Genomic DNA, 16,238 nt, shown 5'->3' with positions numbered 1-16,238 from the left:
CAAAAAGGATAGATGCAATTTAGCATCATATCCTTTTTGACTTAATGATTTTTAAATGTTTCCACTCTCATCTAGTAAGCCATATATAATGGCAGCCGCTTCTGCTCTTGTAGCAATTCCTTTAGGTGCAAATAGGTTATTCGGTTCGCCATTAATTATGCCTACCTTTATTGCATTGGCTACGACATTCTTAGCCCAATCGCTTATATCCTTGTCATCGTTAAATGTTGTATTGTTTATATTCTCTTCTTTATATGATGTCAACATCTCGTACGCCCTCATGGCTATTGCTGTCATCTCTTCTCGTGTTATGTTGTCATTTGGCCTCATGTTTTTCCCGTCTCCTTCAATTATTCCTGCTTTGTATGCTGCTTCTATTGCATTTGCATACCAGTCTCCACTCTTTACATCGCTAAATTCTCCATTGTATGGCTCTTCTTTTATGTTTAATAGCCTCAGTATCATTGATGCAAATTCTGCTCTTGTGACTGTTTTATTCGGTGCATATTGGGTATCAGTCATTCCTTCTACTATGTGCCTTGATGCTAATACTTCTATGTCATCTTTGGCCCAGTTATTCTTTATGTCATCAAATGTCTTGTCGTATTCTAATGCAGCATACTGTGAGAAGTGGGTTGCGCTAAATGTTATTGTATTATCATCTTCATCTACTTTTCCTCCAACATACTCCCACTTGTTGGTCTCTTCATTGTAGTAGTACACTGCAACTTTTCTTGGATCGTTAGCTTTTGATATATTTAATGTCACTTCTACCGGTTTTGCTAATGCTACATTTCCACTGTCTGATTTAATGCTTATGTCTATCGTATTAGAAAGTGGTACGTAATTTGATACATTTGGTTTTCCATTGTCTTTAACACTTAACGTCACATCGTTCCCTATTTTCGACATATCAATTGAATCTTTCGATAGCAATACTGCTAATACGTAAATTGTTAAATTTTAATTCTATATCTTTATTGTTGTCATTTGCACTGGTCAAAACAGAGGATGGTATAGCCACAACCTTTTCCTTTGCATCCTTCAAGCTTGTTAAATCAATTGTAATAGTTCTTTCCTGTGTCTTGCTTATTTTATCCCTTAATTTTCCTCCATCTATCTTTACAGTCACATTGCTGCTTGAAGTGGTGACACTACCTAAATCAAAAGTTGTAGATCCATTATACCCAACATTGCCATTTGATGACGAACTTCCATTGTTGGTTGATGTACTGCCGTTATCTTTCCCTTGCCTCTTTATATCAATCTCAATGTCTTTGGTAAGTTCAGAAATTCTAGATTCATCATTTCCATATATGATGCCGTCATTTGGTTCAACATGTATTTTAATTGTATTTACACCGTAATTTAAATGAACATCCTTAGTAAATGCCCCATTTTCATCTTGAACAAAACTATCACCATTTATTGTAATTTTAGCACCTTTATACGTATTGCCTTTGATTTCTATTGTATCCGTATTAGAATCGACTGTCATATTGCTACTTGGAGAATATATAAATACCGGAATGTCTCTCCATCTATATACTGTATCATTTATTACCATCTTATTGTTGCCTTGATTTACAATTGTCACTTTCCTATTTGCAGTGAGCTCATTTCCATACTCATCCTTTTCAACTTTATCCCAACTACCTCTTGCATATTTATACTCTATTTGCGTCCCTTCATCAAGTGTCAAAGTAATACTATAGGTATTATCATTTACTTTTTTCATTTGCTGTGAACTTGGATCCCAATTTAAATTTGGGAAGGTACCAGCCAAGTTAACTGCATCTGGTGTATAGTCAGGTACTGTAACATTAAATGTCACTTGTATCGGTACTACATCTGGTTTTATAGTTATCACATTAGACTCTGTTCTATTATATGATGGATCAACAGCAACAACTTTGTATGAATAGGTAGTTCCGTTTATTATACTAGTATCAATATAGTTATAAACATTATTTGATACAGTCGCAATTTTGCTGAATGTCCCACCAGAGGATCTATAGACTTCATAATCGTATATTCCAACATTATCTGTCGATGGACTCCATGTAAGTGATACTCTCGACGATTCTATTCCTGGCTGATTCAAAACGGGTGCTGTTGGCTTTACTAAATCATCTGATGGAACCACATTAAATGACAAAATATCTGTCATCGTCCAATTTTGACCTTGGTCGTCTGAGAACCTCATGGCATATTCCCATTTACCTATTTTATCAGGCGTAAAATTAGCTTTATACTTATCATTATTGCCAGAATCCCCTACATATTCCGCATTAACCCAAATAAAATCATTGTCGCTATCTACACCATAGACGCTGTTATAGACGCTTCCATATACAGAATTGTAAACCGTACTACCAACATACTTATAGCCAAACTGTGCTATCATGTGAGAACCTTGCCCACTATTATTTGTAAGACCGTCTGCCCATACTTCACCAAAAATGTCTTCTGTTGGATTATTGGCACCAATTACATGTCCACCTTTTACTTGTGTCAAATTTCCTGCCCAACCAATCGGATACGATGGATACGCAACAGCATCAATGCTTTTGTCGCTTTCATTTCCTAATTCATCAATCGCTGATATAGAGTATACATATTTTAATCCATTTGTCACAGAGTCATCTTTATATGTCGTGCCACTAACATTTGATGCTATTTTTTCATAAGGCCCTCCTTCTACAGATGAGCGATATATATTGTATCCTGTCGCACCATCAGACGGGGACCATGAAAGTTCTACACTGCCATTGCCAGATTTCACGGTTATATTTGAGGGCACTTGTGGCGCAGTTAAATCTTGTCCAGGATCAGAAATAAGCATAACACCGCCCATCGCTGGTACATCAATAGTTACCTGTCCATCGCTTATTGAGTATGATTTATTGCCATTTATCAAATCTTTAAAAGTAACGCCATTCCTTAAATATTTCGTTGTATCAATAGTAACCTGTTTGTCTACGCTGCTTCTATTTATTGCGACTATTGCAGCACTATCAGCATAAGGACTGCCAAAGGCATCTTTACCATTTATTATTCTTCTTCCAATCGCATATACATCACCTTGCGCATATAGTGTCTCTAAATCACCTGTTTTTAATACCTGATTGTCATTTCTTATGCTTGTAATGTTTTTGAAAAATTCCTGTAATGACGTATCTTCATTGCCCCAAGGGAAAGTCCTCCTATCATCTGGATCTTTACCGCCAGATACACCAGCTTCATCGCCATAATATATATCTGCCATTCCTGGATATCCCATCTGCAATATTGTAGCCAATTTAAGCTTTTGCTCTGCCAAATTTTTTGCATCATCAGAGTTTTCTGTCGGATCAGCCGAATTATACCCAAATACAGTTAATATCCGCATCGTATCATGTGAACTCAACAGGTTCATAGTTGAATAAAATGCAGGAAGTGGATATCTCTCATAAATGTTCATAAGCCTCTGATCAAGCGTCACAGCATCTATAGGATTGTGCTGTCCATTTCCATCATCAAACGGCTTCCCAATTAAAAAATCTATAATATCATTTCTAAACTGATAATTCATAACTGAGTTAAAAGAGTCGCCAAGTAAGTCAGAAGAAGCATCTCCCCAATTTTCTGCAATCATTGGCGCTTCTGGTTTTACTGTATTTATAGCATCTCTAAAGTGCGTCCAAAAATTGTGTGCAACTTCAGTTTCTACATCTAATCTCCAGCCATCTGCACCACCATTTGTATTTCCATCTGGATTGAGCCAGTACTTTGATATTGCATTTTTATCATTGATTATGAAATTAGCCCAGCTAGTAACATTATACTCACTTCCATTCAATGACTTTATAACGGGTAAGCTATCGTATCCCCACCAGTCTTCATAAGTTCCATCAGAATTTATTGTGTACCAATCCCCATATGGAGATTTTGGCTGATCTCCTTGCTTCCACGCTTCATAAGCTCCTAATTCAGGATACTTACTGTATCTATCAAAATATATGCTGTCATCGCTTGTATGGTTAAACACACCATCGAGGATTACTTTTATGCCCTTAGAATGTGCATCTTCCATGAGTTTTTCGAAGTCTTGTGTTGTTCCAAACATTTTATCGATCTTTGTATAATCTGATGTATCATATTTATGATTTGATGGAGACTCAAAAATTGGGTTTAAGTAAATTACTGTAATTCCAAGGCTCTTCAAATAATCAAGTTTATCATCAATACCCTTCAAGTCACCGCCAAAAAAATCATTTGACCAAATGCCATCACCTGTGTAACCTGGGCTACCAGCATTATTCGGATTGTCAGGCAGTTCATTCCAATTATCATGAAACTCTATTGGGTCGTTGCCACGGCTCAATGTTTTTACATGGTCATTTGATGTATCACCATTGTAGAACCTGTCAGGGAATATCTGATACATTACAGCCCCTTTCATCCAATCTGGCGTATCAAAGTTTTTATCGTATACAGTTAATTCAAAGTCCTTGTTTACTGTATCTGTCGCTTTTCCGACCCCACCCAACTGATCATCATTATCACCGTAGTATGCCGTCTTTGTCCCATCTTTTAATATGAAGTAATACCAAATTCGAGTCGGATGGTCAAAACTTAGCTTTATTTCCCAATATTCATAGTTTCCGTCAGAACTTTCACCTATCCTTGTCATAGGTGATTCTGTCCTTGTTTTATTGACATCGTCCCAATAAGATATTCTTGCTGACTCAAGATCATGATTTTTTGCTTGAATCCGCAATGTAACAGTTTGCCCTACTTTTATAGAACCAAAAGGATTCCTAAAGAAAAGATCATGTGTATCGTGTTTCAAATCATCATAATATATATTATTATCTAAACCAGTAAGTGTTGGATTATAATTAGTCCATATATTATGTGTAGATGCATCGTAATAGAATGTTATATCAGTATCGTAAGTAACATTTAGCTGTATGTTAGAACCACCCAGTACACCGTTTGCACCATAGTTTTCATCCCATATAGAACCTAATGTCACTTTATATTCATAGTTTCCTTTTGGTACTTGTGCCGTATATTCATAAACGTTATCAAAATTATAATCTGTCATAATTGCTGTTGATGTTCCAGGATCCCAATCATTACCCGCTCCAATTGCTGATTGAATTGTTCCAACTAGTCTAGGTAATTTGTCATTAGAAATTGGAGTATATTTTGTAGAATCAGTTACAGATTGTGTATTGTAGTCAAACCAAAATGTAACATAAGAATCACTTGTTAGGTTCAGCGTTAGATTTCCTTGAGATGGAACACCTCCCCCATTCCATGAATGATTTAATGCAACTTTATACTGATAGCTACCAGCTTTTAGTTGAGTTGACGTAGTAAATTCATACAGTCCATTTCCTACATACTGCATTATGGTAATGTTACTATCAATATTCCAATTAGAATCACCCAGTTGGTCTTGAAATTCCCCCACGATATTTGCTACAACGCTTGCATTGTCAGCAGCATGTACATTGTGAAATGGCATTGAAGAAAATACTGCTGTCAATACTAAAAAAAAATGAAAGGATAAAGCTTAAATTCTTTTTGCTAAAAACGATTTTAAACAAGGCAATACCTCCCTCTATAAAATTTTTAGATCTTTTTGCTTAATTTTTTTGCTTATTTCATCACCACCTTTATATAATCATTTATGTGTAGCTTAATAAATAATTAGGGGATTTTCCATTATTTCAAATAGATGTGCAATTTTTTGCGCAATCGATTTCTCTTAAATGATATTATAATATGCATGACAAATAATGTCAATATAGTTTTATAATGAATTTCCTATAATAGACATTTTGAAATGAACTTTAAAAAATTTTTATTTCTATTTTCTTTGTATCACATAAGATTTAGGTAAAAATTTTTTATGCCAACTTATAATTTCTCGATAATGTAACTTTTACAAAATAACAAATTGCTATTTTTAAATTGCAACAATTTTTTTATACTAAATCAGTAACTCCATCAATATCTCTGCAAGCTTTTGCTCATCATGCCTTATGTAATTGTTCTTTATGGCCAAGACATCTTTTTCTATCACTTTTATGCCTTTTTCTTTAAAGTCTTCTAAATCATAACTTACAGGTTGTGACATATCTTCTTTATATCTATCTTTATATTCATAAGGAATTTCTTTATTATTGACTAAGACGTAATCAAGAGATTTTAAACCGTGTAAAAAGAGCGCATCAACGTGTGCATTAGCATCGTATCCAATCGTTTCACCAGGCTGCGTCATTATATTGCAAACATATATTTTGATTGCTTTTGATTCTTCTATAGTATCACATATCCCGTTCACCAAAAGGTTTGGTATTATGCTTGTGTATAAGCTTCCCGGGCCTAGAATTATGCCATCTGCATTGAGAATGTCCGATATAGCCTCTTCAACAGGCATGGCATCTTTCGGCTCTAAAAAAACCTTTTCTATTGGGCTGTTTTCCTTTAGCTGCATTTTTGGTATTAAAGATTCTCCACCTATTACTACCCCATTTTTCAACTTGGCCTTTAATTTGACATCATCCAATGTGACAGGCAAAACTTTTCCCGAAACCGCTAAAACTTCACTCATCTTTTTTACAGCTTCTTCAAAGCTGTCTGATATACCATTCATTGCAGCCAAAAATAGATTTCCAAAGCTCTGCCCTTTCAGCATTCCATCTGTAAATCGATATTGTAAAAGTTTTTCCATTGTAGGTTCAGTATTTGCAAGTGCAAGTATACAGTTTCTTATATCACCAGGAGGTAAAATACCCAAATCTTCCCTTAATACTCCAGATCCCCCGCCATCATCTGCAACAGTTACAATGGCCGTAATATTATGTGTATAATGCTTTAATCCCCTAAGCATTGTGGATAGTCCGGTTCCCCCACCTATCACAACAACCTTAGGTCCATTTAAATAGTTGAAATCTCTCATTGTTATACAACCCCTTTTTATCATAAAAAAACAATTTAGAGCCGTGAAAAAGTGAGTCATTCTTCGCCAACATCTCTATGATTTAGGATAACAGTATAATCTCTCTTTTTTAATAATTCATATAGCGCATTAGCAATAGTGATCGATCTATGTTTTCCTCCTGTACAGCCAATAGCTATTACAAGCTGTGATTTTCCTTCCCTTATATAAAACGGCAAGAGAAATTCAATCATGTCTTCCAATTTGTTGAGAAATTGCTTGGCTTCTTCCCACTTCATGACATACTCTCTTACTTTTTTATCATTTCCTGTAAGTGGCCTCAACTCGTCTATATAGTATGGATTTGGTAAAAACCTGACATCAAAGACAAGATCTGCATCAAGCGGTATGCCGTATTTAAAACCAAACGACATAACATTGACAATTATCCCTTTAAATTTTCTTCCTTCAATGAATATATTGTACAATTCTTGTTTAAGCTGCGCCGCTGTTAAATTTGTTGTGTCGATAATGCTATTTGCCATTCTTCTTATTTCAGTCAGCTTTTGCCTTTCATCTTTGATACCACTTATAATCGAGCCGCCATCTGACAAAGGATGCCTTCTCCTCGTCTCCTTAAACCTCTTTATTAAAGCTTCATCAGAAGCTTCTAAAAATATTATTTCATAATCGTATTTGTTCTTCTTTAAATAATCTAGTGCCGAAAAAATATCTTTAAATAATTGTCCGCCACGTAAATCCATGCCAAGAGCAACTTTGTCGATATCTTTTGAACCGTAGAACAAATCAGCTAACTTCGGTATTAAAGCTGGCGGAAAATTATCAATGCAAAAAAACCCAATATCCTCCATCGATTTCAATGCTTGACTCTTTCCAGCACCTGATAATCCTGTTATTATGACAAACCTCATTTGTATCACTCCTCTGCATTTATTATATCTTTTGCTGTAAGACCTGCCTCTCTTGCTATCTCAATCCCTCTGCTAAAATCTCCAACACGTGATGATGTATGGGCATCACTGTCGATGGCGAATTTTGCTCCAACTGATTTTGCGATTCTTACATATTCTACAGTCATGTATCCATGGCTTGAGTTTATTTCAAGCGCAGTTCCTCTTGATTTTGCCGCTAATGCAAGTCTCTTAGTATCTAAGTCGACTTTTGCTCCAGGATGTGTAATAATATTTATCTTGTATTTATTAATTGCCTTAATAATTGCATCGGTATTCTGATCTCTTACTATAGATTTCATAGAACCAAAATATTTGCTGACTGCATTTTTCCCAAACATATGAAGGCAATTATATAGGTCCTTAGGTACAACACCCGTATGATAGCCCATCAGCAATATATCCAAATATTTCATTAAATCATCATCCACATCGATATCTCCATTCAAGCTAATCAAATTAGCTTCCACACCCATTAAAACTCTAATATTGGGGTATTTATCATTCATCCTGTCAATTTCATCTCTAATTTTCTTGTATTCGTGCCTTCTAATACCAAAAAAAATGTGTCCCGGTCCATGATCAGTTATAGCAATTTCTCTAAGTCCCATTTTTATCGCAGCTTTTACGTTGTCTTCGATTGTACCCTTTCCGTGGCTAAATACCGTATGTGTGTGATAGTCAGCAAATAGCTTCATTTTTATGTATTCCTTTCATATAGCTACTTTTCCCCTATTATTTTTACTTCAGTGTGCAAATCAACGCCAAACCTGTCTTTCACAGTTTTTTGTATAAACCTTATGAGGTTTATAACATCTTCTGCAGTCGCATCGCCTTTATTTATAATAAATCCACAGTGCTTTTCAGATACTTGTGCACCGCCGATTGTGTATCCTTGAAGACCGGCATCTTGAATCAATTTTCCAGCATAATACCCTTCAGGTCTTTTAAACACGCTTCCAGCACTTGGATACTCCAGCGGCTGCTTCTTTTTTCTCAAACCGTTCAGTTCATCCATTTTAGCCCTTATGTCTTTATAATTTCCTTTTTTTAAATGTATCCATGCTTTTAAAGCTATCAAGTTGTCTAACTGTATTGCACTGCTTCTGTAAGCAAATTTCATATTTCCATTTTTTATTTCGTATATATTCCCATTTTCATCAATAACTTCAACTTTTTCGATGACATCCTTTATTTCGGTACCATATGCACCTGCATTCATCGTCACAGCTCCACCTAATGTGCCCGGTATCCCACTTGCAAATTCAAAGCCTGTAAGTTCATTGTCAAGAGCTGTATTTGCAATGGCTGAAAGCAATGCGCCAGTCTCTGAGACAATGTACTCACCTTCAACAGATATTTTTCTAATAGCAGTCAGTTTAATCACAACACCCCTTATTCCTCTATCTGAAACTATGACATTTGTTCCATTACCAAGTATAAAATAAGGTATATTTTCATTTCTTATGATATCAAGCACATTTATCAGTTCTTCCCTATTTTGGGGTATCACGAGTACCTCTGCAGGCCCGCCAATCCTAAATGACGTGTGTCTTGACATTAGTTCATTTATATAAATATTCTCTTCTGAAATAGCCTTTTTTAATATTTCAACAATGTTTTTCAATATATCAACTCCCTACATGGATTTACAAGAAAATTATTACATAGTAATATTTTATCAATTATCATTCAGTTTAATTCCAATTTATTGACTCTATCTAAAAGTATATCACTTTTCGTAACCACAAAAAAGAAAAAAAATAGAAGGCTTATTAAGCCTTCTCAAACATTATAGCAGACTTTAAATCTTTTGCTGATGCAGCCCTCAGAGTCATAAACACTAACAACAGCCGTACATTTTTTAATCTTAATCTCGCAATTGCAATCCCTACAAAAATATAGGTTATTGCCTATCTTGCCCACATTAGTGCTTTTGCAATTTGGGCATTCCATATAACTCACCTCACTACTTAGCTGATCTGAACCTCCTCAGCCTTAAGGCGTTTGATACAACTGATACTGAACTGAATGCCATTGCACCCCCTGCTATGGCAGGACTCAAAAGTCCCATAGCAGCAAATGGTATACCTATTGTATTATAGATAAAAGCCCAAAACAGATTCTGGTAGATATTTCTCATCGTCGCTCTGCTTAATTTTATAGCTGTAACTAAACCCATAAGATTTCCGCTAATTAACGTGATATCTGATGTCTCTATAGCTACATCTGTTCCTGTACCGATGGCAATACCTACATCTGATTGTGCTAACGCTGGAGCATCGTTTATGCCATCGCCAACCATTGCAACTATTTTACCCTGTTTTTGTAACTTTATAACTTCTTCTGCCTTATTTTCAGGCAAAACCTCTGCCAAAACATGCTCTATTCCTACTTGCTTTGCAATAGCCTGAGCGGTTCTCTTGTTGTCACCTGTTATCATATATATATCTATGTTTAAAGCTTTCAATTCTTTTATCGCTTTTGCCGAATCCTCTTTAGGAGTATCTGCAACAGCTATTAGGCCTTCCACTTTTTCATTTGATGCTAATATCATTGCTGTTTTGCCTTCATTCTCTAACTGTTCTAATTTGGATTCTATATTAGAAATGTCTATATTATTCTTTTCCATTAACCTTCTATTGCCAAAGTAATATTCTTTTTCGTTAATTATAGCATAAATACCATGGCCTGGTATAGCCTCAAATTTGTTCGGATCCGGCAATTTTTCGTATATTTCCTTTGATTTATTCACAATAGCTTTCCCAAGCGGATGCTCAGAATTTTTTTCAGCAATACCAGATATATACAATATTTCATTATCACTTAAATCGCCTAATGATATTATGTCAGTCACTTCTGGCTCACCTTTAGTTATCGTACCAGTCTTATCAAGTACAATTGCATTAATCTCTTTTGCTTTTTGCAAATATTCGCCACCTTTTATAAGTATGCCATTTTCTGCACCTTTACCTGTACCTACCATAACAGATGTCGGTGTTGCAAGACCTAATGCACAAGGACATGCTATAACAAGTACAGATACTGCACTTATTATACCCGCATTAAAATTTCCTAAAACAAAGTACCATATCAAAAATGTAACCACTGCAATTCCAATGACTACAGGTACAAAAACCCCTGATACCTTATCAGCAATCTCTTGGATAGGTGCTTTTGATCCCTGTGCATCCTCAACCATCTTTATTATCTGTGATAGTACCGTATCTTTCCCAACCTTCGTTGCTTTAAACTTAAAAGTACCTGTCTTGTTTATTGTGGCACCTATTACTTCGTCATTGACATTTTTATCAACAGGAATGGATTCTCCTGTTATCATAGATTCATCTATGGCCGAACTTCCCTCTACAATTACACCGTCTACAGGTATTTTTTCACCTGGCCTTACTACAACTATATCTCCAACTTCTACTTCTTCAATCGGTATATCTATTTCTTCTCCGTTTCTTATGACTCTTGCAGTTTTCGCCTGAAGTCCCATAAGTTTTTTTATTGCTTCAGATGTTTTACCTTTTGCTATAGCTTCAAGCAACTTACCAAGAGTTATAAGCGTTATGATAACTGCCGACGCTTCAAAATACAAGTAATTGTGTATCTCTGACATAGGTTTTGTAAATACATTATACAAGCTATAAAAATATGCTGCAGTTGTTCCCATTGCAATTAATGTATCCATATTTGCTGACAGATTTTTTAAATTATGCCAAGCTCCTTTATAGTATCTATATCCAATAATAAATTGGACTGGAAATGATATTATTATTTGCGCCCACGGATTATCCAAAATCCCTGCAGAAAAACCAAATATCCTTCCAAACATTGATATAAGTAATGGGATTGTCAATATAGAAGAAATTGTAACTAGCCTTTTTAATGTTTTAACTTCCCTTTCTCTCTCTTCTTTCTCTGTATCCATTCCTATGCCAGTTTTTTCTTTTGCATCATAGCCGATATTTCTAACAGCTTTTATCATTGCTGCTACATCTACTTTGCTTGAATCAAATTCAACTGTTGCCGTTTCAGTTGCAAAATTAACCGTAGCTCTATTTACGCCTTGTAAATTGTTTAATGCTTTTTCTATCTTTGCAGCACAAGATGCACACGACATACCTATTAGTATTAGTTCTACTTTATCCTTAATGACTCCATATCCTAAGTCCTCAATTTTTTTCGTCATATCATCTATGTCAACTTTATTCGGGTCATATATAACTGTTGCCTTTTCTATCGCTAAGTTGACATTTGCTTCATCGACACCATCCATATTTTTAAGGCCTTTTTCTATCTTGGCTGCACATGATGCGCATGACATACCTGATATTTTTAAAGTAGTTTTTTCTGGCATATAGTTCATCTCCTTAATTTACTATTGAATTAAAGCCTCGTTAATGGCATATAATATCATTTCTCTTGAAGGTATACCTGAATATCCATCTATAGTTTTATATACCCTACAACCATAAAGAGGTTCATCATTCCTTCTCTCTTTTTCAATATCTTCTCCGTTGATATGAATTGATGGCGAACCTAAAAATTTATATCTATATGCATCTTCTTCAGATTCTATTTTTATTATGTCTATATCATCTTTAATATTTTTTTCTGATAAAACCTCCTTTAACAATTTTATCGCTGAATCTGAATTAGGACATCCTTCGAAGTATAAAAAGCTTATCTGCATATTCCCACCTCCTAAAAATTTATCACATTACATGGTCACTTAATATACCCCCTATAGGTATCTTTAATGTTATTATATAATTCCGATATGTTTATGTCAATATTATTTTGATAACTTTTCATAAGTTTATGCATAACTACATCCTATATGCAGATAATAATTTTGATTAAAATTAATTGGAGGTGTTTTTAATGAATGCAGAAAGCGTAGTAAAATGCGGTGTTAACACATGCACATATTGGAAAGATATGAGATGCCATGCACAATCAATCGAAGTAAATCCAAAGACCCCGACAGCAAAGACCAGCGCAGAAACTGAATGTACAACATTTAAGTCAAGATAGCAAATAGTCTATCTTCTATTATTTTTACTGTTAAAAGAAAGCGGATATACAACGCTTTCTTTTATTCACTTAATTTTCTGCAAAACTTCCTATTATCAGTTTATCACCTTAATATACTATACCATCAACATCGGTATTGCTTTTACTAAATGATACAACTATTTTGTTTGGGAGGCAAACAATTGATTGGTATGACTCTTTTATCCATCCCGTTTTTGAACATATGCCCTGCGGGCATATTTTTTTATCCATTGGAAGCATTCTTACCATGCCATTTTTCGTCTCTATAATACCTTTTGCTTTGCCAAACTTAAACTTTATATATTGGGGTTGCGACTTACGATTCACTATTACTGTTTTTACTAATTTCCCATTTACCTTAATTTCTACATTATTCATAGTGGTAATTTTATTAGCCATTATTTTCGGTAAAAGAAATAAGCTAGAGGCAGAAATTATTAAAAGAAATACTATTAAAAATTTATCATATTTAGTCACTATCTCTACGCTCCTTAATCCCATACTTCTCCATCCTATAAATCAGTGTATGCCTTGTAAGCCCAAGAAGTTTTGCTGCTTTTGTCTGGTTATAGCCCGTTCTCTCAAGTGCCTGTTCTATTAGATTTTTCTCAAGTTCATCGATTGAAATCCCATTTGGAGGTAAGACAATTTTATCAACATCTTTTATCATTTTGTTTGATCCAAGTGGTAGATCTTCCTTCTTTATAACAGATCCATGATTTAAAATCAGCATTCTCTCAACTAAATTTTCAAGCTCTCTAATATTCCCTGGCCAAGAATACTCCATTAAAAACTTCATTGCAGATTTGTCTATTTTAAATTTTTCAAGTCTTAGATTCTTACTATATTTATCTAAGAAATAATCAATAAGAATTGGAATATCCTCGACTCTTTCTCTTAAAGGTGGCAATTGTATCGGAACTACATTTAATCTATAAAACAAATCCTCTCTGAAAGCACCTTCTTTAACCATATTTTCAAGATTCTTATTTGTTGCAGCAATAACCCTTACATCAGCTTTTAAAATCTCAATGCCTCCAAGCCTTTCAAATTCCTTCTCCTGGAGAATTCTCAGCATTTTAACCTGAATAGAGGGTGATATTTCGCCTATTTCATCAAGAAATATGGTGCCGCCGTTAGCCCTTTCAAATCTGCCAGGTTTACGCGATAGTGCACCTGTAAACGCACCTTTCTCATAGCCAAATAATTCGCTTTCAAGTAAATTCTCCGGTAATGCCCCACAATTGACCTTTATATATGGTCCATCTTTTCTCTTGCTTAAATTGTGTATTGCCTTTGCAATTAGCTCTTTACCTGTACCGCTTTCACCAAGTAATAAAACAGTCGCATCTGTTGGTGCAACTTTTTTAACTATATTTAAAACATCTTTGAGCTTAGAACTTTCACCTATTATATCAAATTCTTTGCCATTTAGTTCTTCTCGCAAAAACTTCACTTCTTCTTTTAAATTTGTAATCTCCAGTGCTTTTCCTATTGTTAGCTTCAGTTCGTTAATGTCAAAGGGTTTTTGAATATAATCTACAGCACCAAGTTTTATCGCTTGTATAGCGGTATCTATTTCACCATACGCTGTTATGACAATTACAGGTATATCTTTGTCCTTTTCTCTAATTGTTTTTAAAACATCTATGCCATTTACCTCAGGCATCTTTATATCAAGTATAATAAGATCATATATACTGCTTTCAAATTTATTTAAAGCTACTGCACCATTTTCAGCTTCATCAATTACATATCCATCATTAAAAAGTGCTTTTTTCAAAGCCCATCTCATATTTTTCTCATCATCTGCAACTAAAATATGTCTCATTTTAACCTGCATTCCTTTCTTATTATCGAACAACTATTCTTAATGAAGTGGTAATCTTACCAAAACATTCGTCCCTACGCCAACGATACTTGATAATGATATATAACCACCATGTTCCTCTATTATTCTATGAGTTATGGATAGTCCAAGGCCGGTTCCCTCATTTTTAGTTGTGAAAAAAGGATTAAATACTTTATCTATTTTATCATCTTCGATTCCAATTCCTGTATCTTCAAAATAGATGTTTAAAAATTCACTGTCCTTATTGCCATATAAATGTAATATTCCACCAGCGCTCATGGCCTGTATTGAATTAATCATTATATTTATAAATGCTTGTTTTATTAATGTATCATCGACAAGCACTTCAACATCAGGCAATCTATCAAATATTATTTGAACATTACTTTTTATGGAGTATTTATTTATAATATTAATAGTTTCTTCTAAAACATTATTAATATTTTTGCTTACTTTATTAATAGACTCTGGCTTTGCAAAATTTAGCAACCCTTTAATTACGTTGTCCGCTCTATCAACTTCCCCAATTATTATCTCAAGACCTTCTTTATCGTCTTGTTTTGATTCAGATAAAATTGTTTGTGCGATTGTCTTAATAATACCAAGAGGGTTTCTTATTTCATGAGCAATGCCCGCTGACATTTCTCCAAGCGCTGAAAGCCTATCAGCTCTTCTCATTATTTTCTCCATTTCTTTAACTTCCTTTAAATCTTCAAAAACCAATACAGCACCGTCAAATTTCATCTCACTTTTTAACGGATATATGTGTAATCTAACGGGTTTCTTATTGTTTAAAAGTGTTTCAATGTCAAACTCAAATCCTCTTATTAAATTTTTATTTTTTAGAACTTCATCAATTTTTCTCTTCAAAACCTCGCCATTTCGAATAATTTTGTATATAAATGCTCCAATTATGTCAGAATTAATATCCATTAAATCTTTCGCATATCCATTTATAGCAGTTATCGTATAAGCTTTGTCGACTGCTACAACACCATTAACGATTGACTCTAAAATATTATTTAAATAATCTTCAATATAAGCTGTTTTCCTAAGCTGGCTTTCGAGAAGCTTTTTTTCTTTATATTCTTTTTCTACAAGAGTACCTGTTATAATACCTATAGCAAAAAACAACCCAACTTCTATAAATTGATTTACAATATCAATTGTGAATTTGCCCATATAAATCATTAAATGTGGTGAATAAAGTACTGCTACAACTGAAGATTCTGTAAGCCCTCCCTTTAATCTATATTTAAAAGCTGAATAAACAATCGGTATAAAATATAATAAAGTATAAAACTCATGATATCCTATTGCTGTTGCTTTAGTAAAGTAATGCAAAAAGGCAATTGCCATTGTCATTACTGCAATAAAAATTTTATCACTGCTATAAACCAAATTTAAAACA

Annotated in this window: 10 protein-coding genes and 1 pseudogene; 1 reads left to right on the top strand and 10 read right to left on the bottom strand. The window is 34.3% G+C overall.

Annotation, left to right across the window (positions count from 1 at the left end):
• Positions 1–51 precede the first annotated feature (51 nt).
• The 7 genes and pseudogenes from TTHE_RS03760 to TTHE_RS03730 all read right to left on the bottom strand — a co-directional run bounded on the left by TTHE_RS03760 (position 52) and on the right by TTHE_RS03730 (position 12,610).
• Positions 52–5,600 (bottom strand): annotated as a pseudogene (locus TTHE_RS03760) (alpha amylase N-terminal ig-like domain-containing protein).
• Positions 5,601–5,986: 386 nt separating this feature from the next.
• Entirely contained in the window at positions 5,987–6,958 is a 972-nt protein-coding gene (locus TTHE_RS03755; RefSeq protein ID WP_041587423.1) for a gluconeogenesis factor YvcK family protein, read from the bottom strand.
• A gap of 56 nt (positions 6,959–7,014) precedes the next feature.
• On the bottom strand, positions 7,015–7,869 hold the full coding sequence (gene rapZ / locus TTHE_RS03750; protein ID WP_013297279.1) for an RNase adapter RapZ: 855 nt from the start codon (positions 7,867–7,869) through the stop codon (positions 7,015–7,017).
• A 5-nt stretch (positions 7,870–7,874) separates the two neighbouring features.
• Positions 7,875–8,606 (bottom strand): PHP domain-containing protein, encoded by a 732-nt coding sequence (locus tag TTHE_RS03745; protein WP_013297278.1) that lies wholly within the window; start codon positions 8,604–8,606, stop codon positions 7,875–7,877.
• Positions 8,607–8,629: 23 nt separating this feature from the next.
• Positions 8,630–9,535, bottom strand: coding sequence for a UDP-N-acetylmuramate dehydrogenase (gene murB, locus TTHE_RS03740; protein ID WP_013297277.1), 906 nt, complete (start codon positions 9,533–9,535; stop codon positions 8,630–8,632).
• A 342-nt stretch (positions 9,536–9,877) separates the two neighbouring features.
• Complete coding sequence (locus tag TTHE_RS03735) at positions 9,878–12,274, bottom strand: heavy metal translocating P-type ATPase (protein WP_013297275.1); 2,397 nt, start codon at positions 12,272–12,274, stop codon at positions 9,878–9,880.
• Positions 12,275–12,295: 21 nt separating this feature from the next.
• On the bottom strand, positions 12,296–12,610 hold the full coding sequence (locus TTHE_RS03730; RefSeq protein WP_013297274.1) for a DF family (seleno)protein: 315 nt from the start codon (positions 12,608–12,610) through the stop codon (positions 12,296–12,298).
• Between the two features lie 191 nt (positions 12,611–12,801).
• Between TTHE_RS03730 and TTHE_RS13910 the strand changes: the two genes are divergently transcribed.
• Positions 12,802–12,954 carry a DUF1540 domain-containing protein gene (locus TTHE_RS13910; protein ID WP_013297273.1) on the top strand — a complete coding sequence of 51 codons (153 nt, stop codon included), beginning with the start codon at positions 12,802–12,804 and terminating at the stop codon, positions 12,952–12,954.
• Between the two features lie 108 nt (positions 12,955–13,062).
• Here TTHE_RS13910 and TTHE_RS03725 read toward each other — a convergent pair whose 3' ends face one another.
• Genes TTHE_RS03725 through TTHE_RS03715 form a run of 3 tightly spaced genes read right to left on the bottom strand, consistent with a single transcriptional unit; the run spans position 13,063 to position 16,228 of the window.
• Positions 13,063–13,476: a NusG domain II-containing protein gene (locus tag TTHE_RS03725; protein WP_013297272.1), complete on the bottom strand. Its 414-nt coding sequence runs from the start codon at positions 13,474–13,476 to the stop codon at positions 13,063–13,065.
• Positions 13,445–14,839 (bottom strand): sigma-54-dependent transcriptional regulator, encoded by a 1,395-nt coding sequence (locus tag TTHE_RS03720; RefSeq protein WP_231292715.1) that lies wholly within the window; start codon positions 14,837–14,839, stop codon positions 13,445–13,447. Before TTHE_RS03720 ends, TTHE_RS03725 begins: the two co-directional genes overlap by 32 nt.
• A 6-nt stretch (positions 14,840–14,845) precedes the next feature.
• Complete coding sequence (locus TTHE_RS03715) at positions 14,846–16,228, bottom strand: ATP-binding protein (protein WP_013297270.1); 1,383 nt, start codon at positions 16,226–16,228, stop codon at positions 14,846–14,848.
• Between the last annotated feature and the right edge of the window lie 10 nt (positions 16,229–16,238).

Origin of the sequence: Thermoanaerobacterium thermosaccharolyticum DSM 571 (assembly GCF_000145615.1) — a bacterium.
GTDB lineage: Bacteria > Bacillota > Thermoanaerobacteria > Thermoanaerobacterales > Thermoanaerobacteraceae > Thermoanaerobacterium > Thermoanaerobacterium thermosaccharolyticum.
Note: the sequence above shows the minus strand (reverse complement) of the source record. Positions and strands in the feature narration are given on the sequence as shown.

Coding starts and splice junctions, on each gene's coding strand:
- TTHE_RS03725 (WP_013297272.1), bottom strand. CDS start 13,476: ATGGGATTAAGGAGCGTAGAGATAGTGACTAAATATGATAAATTTTTA.
- TTHE_RS03755 (WP_041587423.1), bottom strand. CDS start 6,958: ATGAGAGATTTCAACTATTTAAATGGACCTAAGGTTGTTGTGATAGGT.
- TTHE_RS03745 (WP_013297278.1), bottom strand. CDS start 8,606: ATGAAGCTATTTGCTGACTATCACACACATACGGTATTTAGCCACGGA.
- TTHE_RS03735 (WP_013297275.1), bottom strand. CDS start 12,274: ATGCCAGAAAAAACTACTTTAAAAATATCAGGTATGTCATGCGCATCA.
- TTHE_RS13910 (WP_013297273.1), top strand. CDS start 12,802: ATGAATGCAGAAAGCGTAGTAAAATGCGGTGTTAACACATGCACATAT.
- rapZ (WP_013297279.1), bottom strand. CDS start 7,869: ATGAGGTTTGTCATAATAACAGGATTATCAGGTGCTGGAAAGAGTCAA.
- TTHE_RS03730 (WP_013297274.1), bottom strand. CDS start 12,610: ATGCAGATAAGCTTTTTATACTTCGAAGGATGTCCTAATTCAGATTCA.